General features: G+C 69.9%; 17 protein-coding genes. 10 read left to right on the top strand and 7 right to left on the bottom strand.

Annotated features, from left to right (window positions below; translation table 11 throughout):
• Window positions 1–50 precede the first annotated feature (50 nt).
• Window positions 51–1,289, bottom strand: a complete 1,239-nt coding sequence (gene lysA, locus LXT13_RS01885) for a diaminopimelate decarboxylase (protein ID WP_233369908.1) — start codon at window positions 1,287–1,289, stop codon at window positions 51–53.
• An 82-nt stretch (window positions 1,290–1,371) separates the two neighbouring features.
• On the opposite strand from lysA, the gene LXT13_RS01880 reads away from it, so the two are divergent.
• Window positions 1,372–2,280 carry a LysR family transcriptional regulator gene (locus LXT13_RS01880; protein ID WP_233369907.1) on the top strand — a complete coding sequence of 303 codons (909 nt, stop codon included), beginning with the start codon at window positions 1,372–1,374 and terminating at the stop codon, window positions 2,278–2,280.
• On the opposite strand, the gene dxs is transcribed toward LXT13_RS01880, so the two are convergent.
• From dxs to xseB, 3 genes are read right to left on the bottom strand one after another with little or no spacing between them, the layout of a single operon-like run.
• Window positions 2,228–4,135: a 1-deoxy-D-xylulose-5-phosphate synthase gene (gene dxs, locus LXT13_RS01875; RefSeq protein ID WP_233369906.1), complete on the bottom strand. Its 1,908-nt coding sequence runs from the start codon at window positions 4,133–4,135 to the stop codon at window positions 2,228–2,230. The two genes, LXT13_RS01880 and dxs, sit on opposite strands and share 53 nt — an antisense overlap.
• Before the next feature lie 11 nt (window positions 4,136–4,146).
• The gene (locus tag LXT13_RS01870) at window positions 4,147–5,034 is read right to left on the bottom strand and encodes a polyprenyl synthetase family protein (protein WP_233369905.1); all 888 of its coding nucleotides are present in this window, start codon (window positions 5,032–5,034) and stop codon (window positions 4,147–4,149) included.
• Between the two features lie 3 nt (window positions 5,035–5,037).
• Entirely contained in the window at window positions 5,038–5,289 is a 252-nt protein-coding gene (gene xseB / locus LXT13_RS01865; protein ID WP_233369904.1) for an exodeoxyribonuclease VII small subunit, read from the bottom strand.
• Between the two features lie 232 nt (window positions 5,290–5,521).
• On the opposite strand from xseB, the gene LXT13_RS01860 reads away from it, so the two are divergent.
• The 9 genes from LXT13_RS01860 to LXT13_RS01820 all read left to right on the top strand — a co-directional run bounded on the left by LXT13_RS01860 (window position 5,522) and on the right by LXT13_RS01820 (window position 12,860).
• Window positions 5,522–6,634 carry an aromatic ring-hydroxylating oxygenase subunit alpha gene (locus tag LXT13_RS01860; protein WP_233369903.1) on the top strand — a complete coding sequence of 371 codons (1,113 nt, stop codon included), beginning with the start codon at window positions 5,522–5,524 and terminating at the stop codon, window positions 6,632–6,634.
• A complete protein-coding gene (locus tag LXT13_RS01855; RefSeq protein WP_233369902.1) occupies window positions 6,634–7,536 on the top strand; it encodes a DMT family transporter in 903 nt (300 codons plus the stop codon). Before LXT13_RS01860 ends, LXT13_RS01855 begins: the two co-directional genes overlap by 1 nt.
• A gap of 21 nt (window positions 7,537–7,557) precedes the next feature.
• Window positions 7,558–8,379, top strand: a complete 822-nt coding sequence (locus LXT13_RS01850; RefSeq protein WP_233369901.1) for a sulfurtransferase — start codon at window positions 7,558–7,560, stop codon at window positions 8,377–8,379.
• A 70-nt stretch (window positions 8,380–8,449) separates the two neighbouring features.
• Window positions 8,450–8,884: a universal stress protein gene (locus tag LXT13_RS01845; protein WP_233369900.1), complete on the top strand. Its 435-nt coding sequence runs from the start codon at window positions 8,450–8,452 to the stop codon at window positions 8,882–8,884.
• 122 nt (window positions 8,885–9,006) lie between these two features.
• The gene (locus LXT13_RS01840) at window positions 9,007–9,663 is read left to right on the top strand and encodes a response regulator (RefSeq protein ID WP_233369899.1); all 657 of its coding nucleotides are present in this window, start codon (window positions 9,007–9,009) and stop codon (window positions 9,661–9,663) included.
• Between the two features lie 56 nt (window positions 9,664–9,719).
• Window positions 9,720–11,060, top strand: a complete 1,341-nt coding sequence (locus LXT13_RS01835; protein ID WP_233369898.1) for a HAMP domain-containing sensor histidine kinase — start codon at window positions 9,720–9,722, stop codon at window positions 11,058–11,060.
• Window positions 11,061–11,240: 180 nt separating this feature from the next.
• A complete protein-coding gene (locus LXT13_RS01830) occupies window positions 11,241–11,615 on the top strand; it encodes a PilZ domain-containing protein (protein ID WP_233369897.1) in 375 nt (124 codons plus the stop codon).
• A 76-nt stretch (window positions 11,616–11,691) separates the two neighbouring features.
• Window positions 11,692–12,495, top strand: a complete 804-nt coding sequence (locus LXT13_RS01825) for a hypothetical protein (protein WP_233369896.1) — start codon at window positions 11,692–11,694, stop codon at window positions 12,493–12,495.
• On the top strand, window positions 12,492–12,860 hold the full coding sequence (locus LXT13_RS01820) for a hypothetical protein (RefSeq protein WP_233369895.1): 369 nt from the start codon (window positions 12,492–12,494) through the stop codon (window positions 12,858–12,860). The genes LXT13_RS01825 and LXT13_RS01820 overlap by 4 nt, the downstream gene beginning before the upstream one ends.
• On the opposite strand, the gene LXT13_RS01815 is transcribed toward LXT13_RS01820, so the two are convergent.
• The 3 genes from LXT13_RS01815 to LXT13_RS01805 all read right to left on the bottom strand — a co-directional run bounded on the left by LXT13_RS01815 (window position 12,861) and on the right by LXT13_RS01805 (window position 15,820).
• Entirely contained in the window at window positions 12,861–13,883 is a 1,023-nt protein-coding gene (locus LXT13_RS01815; protein WP_233369894.1) for an alpha/beta hydrolase family protein, read from the bottom strand. It abuts the gene before it with no gap.
• 118 nt (window positions 13,884–14,001) lie between these two features.
• Window positions 14,002–15,051: a helix-turn-helix domain-containing protein gene (locus LXT13_RS01810; RefSeq protein WP_233369893.1), complete on the bottom strand. Its 1,050-nt coding sequence runs from the start codon at window positions 15,049–15,051 to the stop codon at window positions 14,002–14,004.
• Window positions 15,038–15,820, bottom strand: coding sequence for a ZIP family metal transporter (locus tag LXT13_RS01805; protein ID WP_233369892.1), 783 nt, complete (start codon window positions 15,818–15,820; stop codon window positions 15,038–15,040). The genes LXT13_RS01810 and LXT13_RS01805 overlap by 14 nt, the downstream gene beginning before the upstream one ends.
• Window positions 15,821–15,887: the final 67 nt, after the last annotated feature.

The following is a 15,887-nucleotide window of genomic DNA, read 5'->3' as shown; positions in this document are numbered from 1 at the left end:
TTGTCGGCTTGGATTGGGCGGCCGGCCGCTCGATCAAGAGCGGCCGCCGCTCAAAGGCCCAGCTCCAGCGCCAGCAGCGCCTCGACCGTCTGACGGTGGCGGATCAAGCGGGAGATGTCGCCGTCCACCAGCACCTCGGCGGCCAGCGGCCGGCTGTTGTAGTTGCTGGACATCGACGCGCCGTAGGCGCCGGCGTCGTGGATGACCAGCAGGTCCCCCACGCGCGCCTCCGGCAGCGCTCGCGTCAGCACCTCACCACCGGCCGCCTGCGTGAACACGTCGCCCGACTCGCACAACGGCCCGGCCACCACCATCTCGCGCACCGGACGCGCCGTGCCGTCGCGCGGCAGCAGCGTCATCGCGTGGAAGCTACCGTACATCGCCGGGCGCATCAGCTCGTTGAAGCCGGCGTCCACCAGCATGAAGCGGTTGGCCCCGGCGTTCTTGACGGCACGCACCTCGGCCAGCAGCACGGCGCTCTCGGCCACGAGGTAGCGGCCCGGCTCCAGCTCCAGCGTCAGTGGGTGGCCCACCAGCGTCTCGGCCTCGCGGCGCGCGGTGTCCCACAGTCCGAAGTAATGGTCGACATCGATGCCCGCGTCGCCATCGCGGTACGGAATGGACAGGCCTCCACCGGCCGAGATGCCGTGCAGGTCATGACCGGCCGCGACTGTCTGCTTCACCAGCTCCACCATCGCCTGGCCGACCTGGGCCAGGTGGCCGTAGTCCACGCCGGAGCCGATGTGCATATGCAGGCCGACGAGCTTCAGGCCGTGCCTGCGGATGGCATCCAGCGCCTCGGGCAGGTCCGCATGCCAGATGCCGTGCTTGCTGTGCTCGCCGCCGGTGTTGGTCTTGTGGCTGTGGCCATGGCCGAAGCCCGGGTTGATGCGCAGCCAGACGGCATGGCCGAACGACACGGTGCCCAGCTGGTGCAGCATATCGATGGAGCCTGCGTTGACGGGGATGCGGTGCTCGACCACAGTGGCCAGCGTCGCATGGTCCAGCAGGTCGGCCGTGAAGACGATCTCGTCGCCGCCGGCGTGGTACCCCGCCGCCAGCGCACGCAGGATCTCGCCGCGCGACACCGCATCGACCTTGACGCCGGCCTCCCGCAGCAGGTTCAGCACGTGGATGTTGGAGCAGGCCTTCTGCGCGAAGCGCACGACGTCGAAGCGCTTCAACGAGGCGGCACGGTCGCGGATCGTGGCGGCGTCGTAGACCCACAGCGGCGTGCCGTGTTCGGCAGCGAGGGCCTGCAGGCGGGCGGGTGTAAAGGGGGCGGGCATCGGCTTGGTCATAGCCTCAAGCATCGCGCCACGACATCATTCAGTCCAATTGCGTTTTATCGCAGCACAATTCAAGGCTGATATGGATATCCAGCACCGCCACATCGAGGTCTTCCGCGCCGTCATGACCGCCGGCAGCGTCACCGGCGCCGCCACGCTGCTGCACACATCGCAGCCGACGCTGAGCCGTGACCTGGCCCGGCTGGAGCAGTTGCTGGGCTACGCCCTCTTCGAGCGCGAACGCGGCCGGCTCAGCGCCACGGCGCGGGCGCGGGCGCTGTTCGACGAGGTGGAGCGCAGCTTCCAGGGCCTGGGCCGCGTCATCGAACGGGCCCGGGCGCTGGGCCGCGACGAGGACGCCGAGCTCAACGTGCTCAGCCTGCCGGCGCTGAGCCACGCGCTGCTGCCCCGGGCACTGACGGCCATGCTGTCCGACCACGGCGGCGCGCGCGTGTCCATCACGCCGGCCGAGCCGCCGCTGCTGGATGCGTGGATGGCCGAGCAGCGCTTCGACCTGGGGTTGGCCGAGCAGGCCACGCCGCTGCCCGGTGTCCGTGTGGAGCCCGTGCTGGAAGCCGATGAAGTGGTCGTGCTGCCCGCTGGCCACCCGCTCGCGTCGCGCCACCGCCTGGCACTGAAGGATTTCGCCGCGCAGGACTTCATCAGCTTGGCGGCCGACGACCCCTACCGCCGCGAGATCGATGCTCGCTTCGACGAGGCCCGTGTGGAGCGCCGCATGCGCGTACAGACCCACAGCGCCGTGGCCGTCTGCGAGCTGGTGCGCTCGGGGCTTGGCGTGGCCATCGTCAACCCGCTGACGGCGGCGGCGTGCGCGAGCGACAGTCTCGTCGTGCGCCCGCTGGCGGTGTCCATTCCGTATCGCGTGTCCGCCCTGCTGCCGCTGCACCGGCCGGCGCAGCCGCTGGTGGCGGCCCTGCTCAGCGGGTTGCGGTCGAGCGCACCACCGTCGGCTTCGCGCCGAAGCGCTTGACGACGCTGGCCTCGATGCCCGCGGCGTCCAGGCCGCACAGGCTCATCAGCTTGGCCACGTCGCCATGTTCGACGAACTCGTCGGGCAGGCCCAGCTGCAGCACCGGCACCGTCAGGCCGGCGGCATTCAACGCCTCCGTGACCGCGCTGCCGGCGCCGCCCATCAGGCAGCCGTCCTCGAGCGTGACCAGGGCGTCATGCGTGCGCGCCAGCTGCATCACCAACTCGGCGTCCAGCGGCTTGACGAAGCGCATGTTCGCGACCGTCGCGTCCAGCCGCTCCGCGGCCTCCAGTGCCGGGTAGAGCAGCGTGCCGAAGGCCAGGATGGCGACGCGCTGGCCGCCGTTGTGGCTTTCGCGGCGCACCTCGCCCTTGCCCCAGGCCAGCGCCGTCATGGCCTTGACCGGCGTCACGCCGGCGCCCGCGCCGCGAGGGTAGCGCACGGTCACCGGGCCGTCATGCTGGAAACCGGTGTAGAGCGCCTGGCGGCACTCGTTCTCGTCGGCCGGCGTCAGCACGGCCATGTTAGGAATGCAGCGCGTGAATGCAATGTCATAGTTGCCGGCGTGCGTGGCGCCATCCGCACCGACGAGGCCGGCGCGGTCCAGCGCGAACAGCACCGGCAGGTTCTGGATCGCCACGTCGTGGACCAGCTGGTCGTAGGCACGCTGCAGGAAGGTTGAGTAGATCGCGACGACGGGCTTGATGCCCTCGCAGGCCAGGCCGGCGGCGAAGGTCACCGAATGCTGCTCGGCAATGCCCACGTCGTGATAGCGCTGTGGAAAGCGCTTGTGGAACTCCACCATGCCCGAGCCCTCGCGCATGGCCGGCGTGATGCCCACGAGGCGAGGATCGGCCTCCGCCATGTCACACAGCCACTCGCCGAACACCTGTGTGAAGGTCTGCTTGGGCGGCGTGGCGGGCTTGACGAAGCCAACGGCCGGATCGAACTTGCCCGCCGCAGCGTGGTACTTGACCGGGTCCGCCTCGGCCAGCTTGTAGCCGGCGCCCTTCCTCGTGATGATGTGCAGGAACTGCGGGCCCTTCTTGTCACGCAGGTTCTCGAGCGTCGGGATCAGCGCGTCCAGGTCGTGCCCGTCGATGGGGCCCACGTAGTTGAAGCCGAACTCCTCGAAGATCGTCCCGGGTACGACCATGCCCTTCGTGTGCTCCTCGAACTTGCGCGCGAACTCGTACAGCGGCGTGTTCTTCAGCACGCTCTTCGCGCCCTCGCGTGCGGCGGTGTAGAAGCTGCCGCTCATCAGCCGCGCGAGGTATTTGTTCAGCGCGCCGACCGGCGGGCTGATCGACATGTCGTTGTCGTTCAGGATGACCAGCAGGTCGCCGATCAGGCCGCCGTGGGCCACGCCCGCGTTGTTCAGCGCCTCGAAGGCCATGCCGGCCGTCATCGAGCCGTCGCCGATGATGGCCACGGCCTTGCGGTTCTCGCCCTTGAGCTTGGCCGCCATGGCCATGCCGTGGGCGGCGGATATGCTCGTGGACGAATGGCCCGTGCCGAAGGTGTCGTAGGGGCTCTCGTCGCGCCGCGGGAAGCCGCTGATGCCGCCCAGCTGGCGGAGGCTGCCCATGCGGTCGCGCCGGCCCGTCAGCACCTTGTGCGGGTAGGTCTGGTGGCCGACGTCCCACACCAGCCGGTCTTCCGGCGTGTTGAAGACGTAATGCAGCGCGACGGTCAGCTCGACCGTGCCGAGGTTGGACCCCAGGTGGCCGCCGGTCTGCGCGACGCTGTCCAGCACGTAGGCGCGCAGTTCGTCGGCGACCTTCTTGAGTTCGGTGCGTGGCAGGCGGCGCAGGTCGGCCGGACCATCGATCGTCTTGAGCAGCTCGTAGTCCATCGCCAGACCTTTCAGTTCACTCGCTCGACGACCGAATCGGCCAGCAGGCTCAGCAGGCTCACATCGGCCAGGCCGCTCGCAGCGAGCGCCGCCTTAGCCTCGGCGCGCAGTTGCTGCGCCAGCTGCCGCGCCGGCTCCAGCCCCAGCACGCTGACATACGTCGGCTTGTTGGCGTCCTGGTCCTTGCCCGCAGTCTTGCCCAGCACTTCGGAGTCCTGGGTCACGTCCAGGATGTCGTCCACGACCTGGAAGGCCAGGCCCAGCGCCGCACCGTAGCGTGACAGCGACTCGGTCGCCTGGGCCGGCACCGCACCGCAGGCGGCGCCCATCATGACGCTGGCCTGCAACAGCACGCCCGTCTTGCGGCGGTGCATGTCACGCAGTGTGGTTTCGTCCAGCGCCTTGCCGATGCTGGCCAGGTCGATGGCCTGACCGCCGGCCATGCCGTCGTAGCCCGACGCCCGCGCGAGCTGTGCGCACAGCCGGGCCTGCAGGGCCGGAGCGATGCCGTCGCCTGGTGTCAGCACCTCGAAGGCCAGCGCCTGCATTGCGTCACCGGCCAGCATCGCCTGGGCCTCGCCGAACTTCACGTGCGTCGTGGGCTTGCCACGACGCAGCACATCGTTGTCCATGCAGGGCATGTCGTCATGCACCAGCGAGTAGGCGTGGATCAGCTCGACCGCACACGCCGCACGCATCGCCGCGAAACCGTCACCGCCCACCGCCGCGCAGCTCGCCAGCACCAGCAGCGGGCGCAGCCGCTTGCCGCCACCCAGCGCGGCGTAGCGCATCGCTTCGCCGAGGCCGGCAGGCGCCTTCTCCGGCACCAGACCATCCAGTGCCGCCTCGAAAGCGGACAGGGATGTATCAACCCATTGGTCGAAGTGCTTCGCATCCATCGTTCAGGAGCCCTCCCAGGCCTTCAATTCCGCACCGTCGAGCAGCTTCACTTGCTGCTCCACCGCCTGCAACCGGCCGCGGCACAGCGCCAGCAGCTCGGCGCCGCGCTTGTAGCTGTGCAGGAGTTGGTCCAGCGGCAGTTGCTGCCCCTCCATCGCCGCGACCAGGCGTTCCAACTCGTCGAGCGCCTGCTCGTAGCTGAGTTCTGTGCCGTCTGACGCGGCGGCCTTGGTGCGGGGCGAGGTCTTCGTCATTTGCAAAAGAGAAACAGTGAATTGTAGTCAGCGGGCTGTCGCGATCCGCAGGGCCAAGTCACCGAGATGGCTCCCATGCGACGGGCCGGGTAGAATTCCCCTCCCTTTCGCGGTCACGCGCCTTGCCGGCGCCTGCCGCTCCTTTCACCTCAAGCAACCTGGCCGACTCGGCATGCCGAGATGCGCCGGAGGGACGCAGCACCTCTACCCGCCTGAAAGACCCGCCTGGATCATGTCCGACCTGAGCCTCCCCGTCTCGGCGCTCCAACGCAGCCAGACCCAGCTCCCGGTGAGCGCCTACTTCGACCCCGATCTGTTCCAGCGCGAGCTGGCAGGCCTCTTCCAGCGAGGGCCCCGCTATGTCGGCCATGCACTGGCCGTGCCTGAGGTGGGCGACTTCTATGCGCTGCCGCAGGAAGGCGAAGGCCGCGCCCTCGTCCGCTCGGCCCAGGGCGTGGAGCTGATCTCCAACGTCTGCCGGCACCGCCAGGCAGTCATGCTGCGTGGGCGCGGCAACACGAAGTCCAACATCGTCTGCCCGCTACACCGCTGGACGTATTCGCACCAGGGCGAGCTGATCGGCGCGCCGCACTTTGCCGAAGACCCGTGCCTGAACCTCAAGCGATACCCGCTGCGTGAGTGGAATGGCCTGCTGTTCGAGGACAACGGGCATGACGTCGCCGCCGAGCTGTCCCGGCTCGGCCCACGCGCGCAGCTGGACTTCTCCGGCTATGTACTCGACAAGGTCCAGGTGCACGAGTGCAACTACAACTGGAAAACCTTCATCGAGGTCTACCTTGAGGACTACCACGTCGGCCCGTTCCACCCCGGGCTCGGCGCGTTCGTCACTTGTGACGACCTCGCCTGGCAGTTCGGCAGGCACCATTCGGTACAGACGGTCGGCGTGCACAAGGGCTTGGAGCGCCCCGGCTCGCCGGTCTACCAGCGCTGGCACGACCAGCTGCTGAAGTACCGCGAAGGCCGCCCGCCCGAGGCCGGCGCAATCTGGCTGACCTACTACCCTCACATCATGGTGGAGTGGTATCCGCATGTGCTGGTGATCTCCACGCTGCATCCGGTCTCGCCGGAGAAGACGGTCAACCTCGTCGAGTTCTACTACCCCGAGGAGATCGCCGCCTTCGAGCGCGAGTTCGTCGAGGCCCAGCAGGCTGCTTACATGGAAACCTGCATCGAGGACGACGAGATCGCCGAGCGCATGGACGCCGGCCGCAAGGCGCTGATGATGCGCGGCGACGACGAGGCCGGCCCCTACCAGAGCCCCATGGAAGACGGCATGCAGCACTTCCATGAATGGTTCCGCCAGCAGATGGATCTCGCCGGCTGATGCCAGCCCCCGCGCTCATGGTGTTGGCGACGCTGCTGTTCGCCACGATGGGCGTCTGCGTGAAGCTGGCGAGCGACGTCTACGCCGCCAGCGAGATCGTCATGTACCGCGGCCTCGTCGGCATGGCGACGATGGCGCTGCTGACGCGACGCCAGGGCATGTCACTCGGCACGAAGGTGCCGGGCATGCACGTCTGGCGCAGCATCTCGGGCGTCACGTCGCTGTGCCTGTGGTTCTACGCGATCGGCAAGCTGCCGCTGGCCACGGCCATGACGCTGAATTACATGTCGTCGGTCTGGATGGCTCTGTTCCTGCTCGGCGGCGCCGTGCTGATGGGTGCCAGCAAGCTGGACTGGCGGCTGATGGCCTCGGTGCTGCTGGGCTTTGCCGGCGTGGCTCTCATCCTGCGGCCGACGCTGGACCAGCAGCAGCTCTGGCACGGCCTGGCCGGCCTGGTATCGGGCATGCTCTCCGCGATGGCCTACCTGCAGGTGACGGCGCTGGGCCGCGCCGGTGAACCCGAGCTGCGCGTCGTCTTCTACTTCTCGGCCGGCGGCGCCATCGCCGGGGCGCTGATCACCGCCGTCACCGAGGGCGGCCTGCACGCCCATTCCGTCTACGGCGCCGCGCTGCTGCTGGCGGTCGGTGTGTTCGCGACCGCAGCGCAGGTCTGCCTCACGCGCGCCTATGCCATTGGCCGGCCGCTGGTGAATGCCTGCTTGCAATACCTCGGCATCGTGTTCTCCTTCGGCTACGGCATGCTGCTGTTCAAGGACCCGCTGACCTGGCAGGCCACCATCGGCATGCTCCTCATCATCGGCGCGGGCGTTATCGCCACACTGCTGCGTGCGAAAGTCGCCCCGCCGCCCAAGGACAGCCAGTTCAACCCCAACGAGGGATAGCCCACCCACGGGAAGATTCGCATGGTCTTCAGCACCTTGATCTCCGCCAACGAGCTCCGCGCGGTCCAGGACCCGCTGATCCTCGACTGCAGCTTCGACCTCGCCGACACCGCCGCCGGCGAGCGCAGCTACGCCGCCGGCCACATCCCCGGCGCCTTCTACCTGCACCTGGACCGCGATCTCGCCGGCCCCAAGACCGGGCCGGACGGCAGTTTCCGTGGCCGCCACCCGCTGCCGGAGCGGGCGGATTTCGCCGCGCTGATGCGGCGTCTGGGCCTCACCGCCCGCCGCCAGGTCGTCACCTGCGACCGCCAGGGCGGCATGTACGCCGCACGCGCCTGGTGGATGCTGCGCTGGCTGGGCCACGCCGAAGTCGCCGTGCTGGACGGCGCCTGGGACGGCGCATGGACCACCGACCTGCCCACGCCGCGGCCGAGCGACTGGCAGCCCGGCGAGCCGCTCGTCAGGCAGATCGACGCCGCCACGCTGCGCCGACAACTGGGCGGCGTGCGCGTCATCGACGCCCGCGCCCCCGAGCGATTCCGCGGCGACGTGGAGCCGCTCGACCGCCAGGCCGGCCATATCCCGGGCGCGGGCAACCGCTTCTTCAAGGACAACCTCGGCGCCGACGGCCGCTTCAAATCGGCGGCCCAGTTGCACGCTGAACTGCTGCCACTGTCCGGCGGGACCGTCGTGCACCAATGCGGCTCGGGCGTCACGGCCTGCCACAACCTGCTGGCCATGGCGCACGCCGGCCTCGGCGGCCCGGATGGCGGCGTGCTCTACCCCGGCTCGTGGAGTGAATGGTCCGCCGACCCGGCGCGCCCGATCGCGAAGGGTTGACCTCCGACAACCACGCGGCCCGCCGTTCGGCCACACTGCAGTCTTACGCAACGACTGACTGGAGGACCGAATGTTCAAGCGCATCCTCGTTCCCACGGACGGCTCCGACATCACCAGCCACGCGGTCGACACCGCCATCTCGCTGGCAAAGATCCACGGCGCCCAGCTGCTGACGCTCAGCGTCATGGAGCCCTTCCCCTATAGCGCCGTCTCCGAGATCCAGCCGGTGCCGCCGCAGGAGTTCATCGACGCGCAGCTGCGCGTCGCGACCCAGCGCGTGGAAGCCGTCTGCGCCACCGCGGCGGCCCAGGGCCTGTCGTGCAGGGCGCACACCGTCGAGGCGCTGCACGCCTGGGAGGCCATCATCGACCACGCCAAGGCCGAGGGCGTCGACCTCATCGTCATGGCCTCGCACGGCCGCAAGGGCTTTGCCGCCCTGCTGCTGGGCAGCGAGGCGCAGAAAGTGCTCACGCACGTCGAGCTGCCGGTGCTGATCGTCAAGTGATTGTCTTGAGCCGGGCTTGAGGGTGGCTGGCGACAATCGCCAGATGAACCCGCAACGCCCACATCGTTCACGGCCCCGCCGGGGCGATTCATCGCCCTCCAGGCGGCCGAGCGGGTGCTGACATGCACCTGCTGCTCGTCGAAGACGACCTGGACCTTGGTCGCAGCCTGCAGGCGGCCTTCCGCCAGCAGGGCTTCAGTTGCGAGTGGCTGCGCCGCGTCCAGGATGCGCCGCTGCAGCTGACCGACGTGGCGGCCGACTGCGTGCTGCTGGACCTCGGCCTGCCCGACGGCTCAGGCTTCGAGTTGCTCGCCCGCTGGCGCCGGGCCGACGCAGCCACGCCCGTCATTGTCATCACCGCACGCACCGCGCTGGAGGACCGCCTCGCCGGGCTTGACGGCGGCGCCGACGATGTCGTGCTCAAGCCCTTCGCCGTCCCTGAGCTGGTCTCGCGCATCCACGCCGTCGTGCGGCGCAGCGCGCGCCAGGCGCACGAGGCCTGGCAGCTGGGCGAACTGGTCATCGAGCCCCGCGCCCACACGGTCCAACTGGCGGGCAGCCCGCTGCAGCTGACACCGCGCGAGTTCCACCTCCTCGTCGAACTGGCGCGCGAGCCCGGCGCCGTCGTCGCCAAGAGCCGCATCGCGCAACGCCTGGCCCCGCTGCACGAGCCCGTCGATGCGGCCACACTGGAAATGCACGTCAGCAATCTGCGCAAGAAGATCGGTGCCGAGCGCATCCGCACCGTGCGCGGCATCGGCTACCAGCTCGTCGCGTGAACCCGGCACGGCCACCGCCCAGGGGCTCTGCTGCCTCCAGGCGCAAAGGGGACGCCATGAAGTCGCTGCTGCGACCCTTGTGGCGGCCCACGCTGCTGCGTCGCGTGCTGGGCGCGCTGCTGCTGGCGTTCGCCTTGGCGGGCACGGCACTGCTGGTGCTGGACTTCGTACAGTTCAAGCGCGAGATGGCCGAGCGCCCCGGCGTCCAGAAGCTGGCCGACGCGATGGCGGCGTCACTGGCCGACATGGCCGAAGCCCGCGATGCCGCCCTCATCGTGCAGACCCGCGCCCGGGAGACCAACCGCATGCGCCGCAGCAGCGGCCAGCTGCCCGGGGACGTGGAGTTCAGCCTGACGAACGCCCGGGGGCAGACCGTCTTCGCCACGCACGGCGCAGGCGATGCCACGACCACTTCGCACTGGCTGGCCGAAGCCCGCGGCGGCCCCTGGCGGTTGACGCTCGCCGAACCCCGCCTGGGCGACGCCACCGTGCTGGGATGGCTAGGTGGCGACCTGCTGGCGTCGCTGCTGCTGGCCTTCCCACTCGTGCTGCTGCCGCTATGGCTGGCCGTTCGCAGCGGCATGAAGCCTCTGCGCGACCTGGCCGACCGCGTCGCACAGCGCGATGCCCAGGACCTGTCACCGCTCGGCATCAAGCCTCGCCATGACGAACTCAAGCCGCTGGTGGCGGCCTTCGACGGACTGCTGGAACGGTTGCGCGGCCAGCTGCAGCGCGAGCGCGCCTTCGTACAGGATGCCGCTCATGAACTGCGCACGCCGATGGCCGTCGTCGCCACGCAGGCACATCTGCTCTCGCATGCGCGCAGCGACGCCGAGCGTCGCGAGGCCGCCACCGCACTCGATGCGGCCCTGCAGCGCAGCGCCCACCTGAGCCGCCAGTTGCTGCTGCTCGCCACGCTCGACGAGGGTCGCGTCCCGACAGCGGAGCCGCTGGACCTCGCTGCCGTCGTCGAGCAGGCGCTCGCGCCTCTGGCCTCGCACGCGCTGGAACGGCAGCTGGATCTGTCACTGGACGCACCCGCCAGCCTGCGCGTGCGCATGGACCGCACGGCCTTCGAGTCGGTGCTCGTCAACCTCGTCGACAACGCGCTGCGCTACGTGCCACCGGGCGGCCATGTCGCGGTGACGCTGGAAACCGCGGGGCCGACCGTCTGGCTGCGCGTGGCCGACGACGGCCCGGGGATCCCACCAGCCGAGCGTGAGGCCGCATTCGAGCGCTTCTGGCGCGGCACCGCGAGCGGCGACGTGCCCGGCACCGGACTGGGCCTGGCAATCGTGCGCCGCGCAGCCAACCGGCTGGGGGGCTCTGTACGCCTCGAAGGCGGCGCCCATGGGCGCGGCTGCTGCTTCATCGTGGTGCTTCCGACGGGCATCTGAGGCGGAATGGCGCTGGCTGGTTACAACGCCACGCGGTTCCAGTGATCCACGTCACACACCGACCGAGCGTCGCCAGCGGCCAGACCACATCGCGTCCACAACAATATGGCCGGCGTCGACAACGGCGCCAGACCCTGGCCGGAACCGCTTCGGCTGCCCTCCACCGCAACAGCAGCTGCCATGACGACAGCCAACGGAGAGACTGCACCGAGTAGCCCGACCGCGACCGCCGCCGAACGGCGCGTGGAAGAGCGCCGTGCCTACCGCAGCACGGCCACGGTCATTGCCGGCACCCACCAGTTCCAGGTGCGCACGCTGGACATCAGCCGCAGCGGCATGTGCATCGTGGCGGCGATCAACCCGCAGCCCAACCTGCGCTTCAAGCTGCGCATGCGGCTGGACCGCCAGCCGCAGGGCCCGGTCACCGTGGAGGCGGACGTGCAGGTCGTGCACAGCGTGCTGGCCTCGCAGGAAAGCGGCTTCCGAATCGGCCTGCGTTTTGTCAATCCGGGCTCGCAGCTTCTCGGCGCCGTCAACAACTTCCTGGGCAAGTAGCGGTCAGGCCGCCGGCTTTGGCCGGTCTTGGGGTGCGCTGCGAAGAATGCGGGGCATGTCCACTCCGACGCCGCCCATGGCCTCCCGCGTCCCCGCCTTCGGTGCCGCTGCGCTCGCCAGCCTGGCGTTTTGCGCCAGCATGGCCGCCGCTGAGCCCCCGACAGAACTGCCGGCCGTCGAAGTTCGCGGCGAAAGCCGTGCCCCCCGCGAGCAGAAAACGGTGGCCGACCTGCTGGCCGTGCAAAACATCTTCGAACGCGAGCGCAGCACTTATGCGCCGCAAGCCGAGCTGCGCATTCGCGTGCTGCCGCGGCACGACACGGCGGACCTGCCCGCGCTGGAATTGCGGCATGGCGACCAGCGCGAGCCCGTCGTGCTGGATGCGCTGGGCCGCTTCGCCATCCCGCGGGCCTGGCGCCAACTGCCGCCCGATGCCATCGTGCGCAGCCCGCTGCCCGCCGGCCGGCTGGCCTGGGCGGTGGACGTGCGTACCCCGGACCTTGCGCCGGACACGCGGAGGCTCGGCGACCTGCGGCTGGAATGCCGGGCCGACCTCTACGGTGGTGCGCTGGCGCGCGGCATCAAGCCCCCCACCTTCTACGCGCTGCGCGTCGTGAGCGATGTCTGCACCAGCCGCCAGGTGCAGGTGGGCTTCTTCACCGACCGCCCGGTGTGGGCGGTCAGCTTGAGCCACGCAGGACGGCACGCCGAGCTGCCGGAGCGCTGGATGCACGGCAGCGTGATGGGACAGACCAGCCGGATGTTCCCGCTGCTGGATTGGCCGTACGCGCTGCGCGACCGTTTTGTCGTGCTGCCGGCCGACAAGTGGCAGGACTGGCCACACGACGCCGTCGTCGAACTGGAAGGAATGACCCAATGAGCCGACGCCCTCTGATACAGCTGCTGCTGGCAGTCGCTGTCGCCAGCAGCATGGCAGCCTGTGCCACCGCGGGCGGCAGCCACGTCGCAGGACTGCAGGCCGCCGGCGTCGACGAGCTGCTGCAACCGGGCCACACGACCCGCGCGGAGGCCGAACGGCTGCTCGGCGCGGGGGAGGCCCTGTGCTTCAGCAGCGGGTGGAGCACCGTGCACTACATCTATCGCCAGGGTCTGCCACGGGCGCTGGATTTCGTTCCGGTGATCGGCCTCGTCGCGTCCGCCATCGAGACGAGCGAGACGGAGCTGGTGCTGCTGTTCGACGCCGACGGCGTGCTACGCAAGTTCAAGCTACGGCGCAGCAGCTGATCACAGCAGTCGGCGGCGAAAGAAGTCCACCGTCGCCGCGACCCAGCGCGCTGTCGCGGCCGGCCGGTCGAAATCTGGCGGGTCGCACAGCAGCGAGCACTCCAGGCGCCCGAGCGCGTCCGCCGCCGGCGGTGGCGCCAGCAGCGCGCCATGGCCGCCATGCACCTCTGCCAGCGACTCGCAGGAAGCGCACACGGCCAGCAGCGGTGCGCTGTGGAAGCGCGGATGCAGCCACAGGTCGCCATCGGCCGTGATTAGGCCCAGCGGCACACGCGGGTGGGCCAACGTCGCGAGGTCGAAGTCGGCCGCCGCCGGCACGGCGGCGACGATGGCGGCCAGGCGGGGGTCGGTGTGCGTCTGCGGCGCAGCGTCACCGCCGAACTTCCAGCCCAGCACACGCCGCGCCAGCCACAGCTTGACTCCGTCCAGCCCGCCGCCGGTCAGCCCTGTCGCCAGACCGACGCAGGCGTTGAAGTCATCGGCCAAGTGCTGTTCGCAATGCTGGCGGAAGCGCTCCGGAGACCATGCCCCGCCCGCCAGCGTCAGCATCGTGTGCCCGCCGGCGGACATGCCGAAGCCGCCGACACGGTCCAGCTTCAGCCCGGCAAAGCGCGGGTCGGCCGCCACGCGGTCGATGGCATGGCTGATCTCGGCGGGGCGCTGCTTCCAGCTCTCGGGGCCAGGACGGCCGGGATCAGTCCAGTTGTCGCCCCGGTGCAGCGGCACGGCGACCGTGAAGCCGGCGTCCACAAGCGCCTGCGCCAGCGTCGAGTGCACCCATGGCCCGCCGCCCGAGCCGTGGGAGATGGCGACGAGCCGGCCATTGCCCGGCAGCGGTGCGGCGCCCGGCGCGATCTGCCAGGCCAGGTCGCCACGCGTCTCGGGCTGGCCGGCGGCGGCGGTGGGATAGAACAGTGTGACGGCGCCGCCGTCTTCGTCGGCCGGCAGCGTCAGGGTGCCGACGGGGGCGGCGTGGGCGGCGGCGGCCAAGGCCAGGGCGGCCAGCAGGGTCCTGAACAACATCGGAAGGCTCCTCGGGGTTGAGAAGCCGCCAGCGTCGGGCGCCGGGCAGGCCGCGTCTGGCCGAAACCTCGCGTTTGCAGGTTTCGGCGCGGGTTTTCGTGGAACGGCAAAGCCGTTTTCAGGAATCGGCCAACGATTTCTGGCGGAACTCCGTGGGTGTCAGCCCCGTGTCCGCCTTGAAGGCGCGGTTGAACGGCCCGATGGAGCCGAAGCCGACGTCCAGCGCGATGCTCAGCACGGGCAGGCCGCGCTCGGCCGGGTCCGCCAGCCGGCGCTTGGCCTCGGCCAGCCGCTGTCCGTTCACGTAGGCAGTGAAGTTGCGGTGACCCAAGTGCTGGTTGATCACGCGGCGGAGCCGGTACTCAGCCGTGCCCAGCTGCTCGGCCAGGCCGGCCAGGCTCAGGCCCTCCTGTGCGTAGCCGCGCCCCTCACCCATCAGCCTCGCGAGCGCGGTGGCGACGAGCTGGTCCTGCGCGTCGGCGGCCGGTGGCGCGGGTGGCGCAGGCGGCAGCGCCTCCGCCTCGCCCCACAGACCGTCGGCGCGCGGCGCCAACAGCCGACCGGCGACGAGGGCCGTCAGCACCAGCAGCATGGCCACGTCGCCGAGCGCAGCGTCGCTGCTGAGGCTGCCGTCGGCGGAGCGCACGCGCATCACCACCAACACGAGCGCGTAGGCCGCACCGCCACCCACGACCAGGCCCCGCAGCCGGCGCCGCGGCTCAACGAGGTCCACCCGCCACGGCCCCACGACGCAGGCCAGCCCCAGCAGTGCGAAGACGATGGGAACGGCACGCATCAGCACCCAGCCCGGCCACCACCCGCCCCACAGGCACAGCGTGCCACCGTAGGCTGCGACGGCCGCCCACAGCCCGACATGCCAGGCGCGCAGCCGGAAGCCGTCCTCGAACACCGCTCTCGCGAACAGCCAGAACAGCACGGCCGACCCCAGCGACAGGCCGATGCCCGGCGCCTGCACCGGGCAGCTGAGCTGGTGCTCTGCCCACGGCGAGGCCGACAGCGTCTGCACGATCAGCGACGCCGCCAGCGAGATGCTGATGCGCACGAGGTGAGCGTGCCGGGCGTGACGCCAGTGCGGCACCAGCGCAGCGATGACCAGGGCCAGCAGCGCGATCAGCGCGCCGCGCAGCCCCGCGTCAATGAGTGCCATGCAGCAGCTGCGACACCGCGAATGCCACGCCGAGGCCCACGCCCAGCCAGGCCACCTGCGCCAGGGTGTCGCGCCAGGCCAGGCGCTGCTGCAGCTGCGGCAGCAGATCGGCCACGGAGATGTAGATAAAGCTGCTCGCCGCCGCCACCAGCAGGTAGGGCAGCGCGCCGTCGAAGCTGCCGATCAGGAAGTAGCCCAGCACACCGCCCACCACCGACGACATGCCGGAGATCGCGTTGAACAGCAACGCCTTGCTGCGGCTCAGCCCGGCGTTGAGCAGCACGATGTAGTCGCCCACCTCCTGCGGGATCTCGTGCATGACGATGGCCAGCGCCGTCGCGAAGCCGAGCCGGGCGTCGGCAAGGAAGGCCGCCGCGATGATCGCGCCGTCGCAGAAGTTGTGGATGCTGTCGCCCACCAGCACCGTGAGCCCGCCGCGGCCGGCCTGCTCGGCGTCGAAGTGGTGGTGATGGTGGTGGCCGTCGTCCTCGTGATGGTGAGTGTGGCGGTACAGCTCCACCTTCTCCAGCAGCCAGAAGAACAGCAGCCCCCCTAGCAGCACGGCGAACAGCGCCTGCGGCTGCGCCGTGTGGCTTTCGAAGGCCTCGGGCAGCACGTTCAGCAGCGAGGTACCCAGCAGGATGCCGGCCGACAGGCTGACGAGGCTCTTCACGAGCCGCGTCAGCACGCCGACGGTCAGGCTCGCGGCGACGAGCACCGACAGCAGCCCGCCCGCGAAGGTGGCGAGCACGATGTAGAGAAGGGTCATGGGATCAGCCAAAGCAATGGGCCGCCTGTACGACGAGGTACGGCGGCCCGACGCAATCAGCGTAGCA

The organism is Pelomonas cellulosilytica, from assembly GCF_021353265.1.
In the GTDB taxonomy this organism is placed as follows: Bacteria; Pseudomonadota; Gammaproteobacteria; order Burkholderiales; family Burkholderiaceae_C; genus Pelomonas; species Pelomonas cellulosilytica.
Note: the sequence above shows the minus strand (reverse complement) of the source record. Positions and strands in the feature narration are given on the sequence as shown.

What these genes read in the sequence shown, in the direction of transcription:
- LXT13_RS01815 (WP_233369894.1), bottom strand. Translation starts at nt 13,883, where the DNA reads ATGTTGTTCAGGACCCTGCTGGCCGCCCTGGCCTTGGCCGCCGCCGCC.
- LXT13_RS01835 (WP_233369898.1), top strand. Translation starts at nt 9,720, where the DNA reads ATGAAGTCGCTGCTGCGACCCTTGTGGCGGCCCACGCTGCTGCGTCGC.
- LXT13_RS01840 (WP_233369899.1), top strand. Translation starts at nt 9,007, where the DNA reads ATGCACCTGCTGCTCGTCGAAGACGACCTGGACCTTGGTCGCAGCCTG.
- LXT13_RS01855 (WP_233369902.1), top strand. Translation starts at nt 6,634, where the DNA reads ATGCCAGCCCCCGCGCTCATGGTGTTGGCGACGCTGCTGTTCGCCACG.
- LXT13_RS01830 (WP_233369897.1), top strand. Translation starts at nt 11,241, where the DNA reads ATGACGACAGCCAACGGAGAGACTGCACCGAGTAGCCCGACCGCGACC.
- LXT13_RS01870 (WP_233369905.1), bottom strand. Translation starts at nt 5,034, where the DNA reads ATGGATGCGAAGCACTTCGACCAATGGGTTGATACATCCCTGTCCGCT.
- LXT13_RS01860 (WP_233369903.1), top strand. Translation starts at nt 5,522, where the DNA reads ATGTCCGACCTGAGCCTCCCCGTCTCGGCGCTCCAACGCAGCCAGACC.
- LXT13_RS01850 (WP_233369901.1), top strand. Translation starts at nt 7,558, where the DNA reads ATGGTCTTCAGCACCTTGATCTCCGCCAACGAGCTCCGCGCGGTCCAG.
- LXT13_RS01845 (WP_233369900.1), top strand. Translation starts at nt 8,450, where the DNA reads ATGTTCAAGCGCATCCTCGTTCCCACGGACGGCTCCGACATCACCAGC.
- lysA (WP_233369908.1), bottom strand. Translation starts at nt 1,289, where the DNA reads ATGCCCGCCCCCTTTACACCCGCCCGCCTGCAGGCCCTCGCTGCCGAA.
- LXT13_RS01805 (WP_233369892.1), bottom strand. Translation starts at nt 15,820, where the DNA reads ATGACCCTTCTCTACATCGTGCTCGCCACCTTCGCGGGCGGGCTGCTG.
- LXT13_RS01825 (WP_233369896.1), top strand. Translation starts at nt 11,692, where the DNA reads ATGGCCTCCCGCGTCCCCGCCTTCGGTGCCGCTGCGCTCGCCAGCCTG.
- LXT13_RS01880 (WP_233369907.1), top strand. Translation starts at nt 1,372, where the DNA reads ATGGATATCCAGCACCGCCACATCGAGGTCTTCCGCGCCGTCATGACC.
- LXT13_RS01820 (WP_233369895.1), top strand. Translation starts at nt 12,492, where the DNA reads ATGAGCCGACGCCCTCTGATACAGCTGCTGCTGGCAGTCGCTGTCGCC.
- dxs (WP_233369906.1), bottom strand. Translation starts at nt 4,135, where the DNA reads ATGGACTACGAGCTGCTCAAGACGATCGATGGTCCGGCCGACCTGCGC.
- xseB (WP_233369904.1), bottom strand. Translation starts at nt 5,289, where the DNA reads ATGACGAAGACCTCGCCCCGCACCAAGGCCGCCGCGTCAGACGGCACA.
- LXT13_RS01810 (WP_233369893.1), bottom strand. Translation starts at nt 15,051, where the DNA reads ATGGCACTCATTGACGCGGGGCTGCGCGGCGCGCTGATCGCGCTGCTG.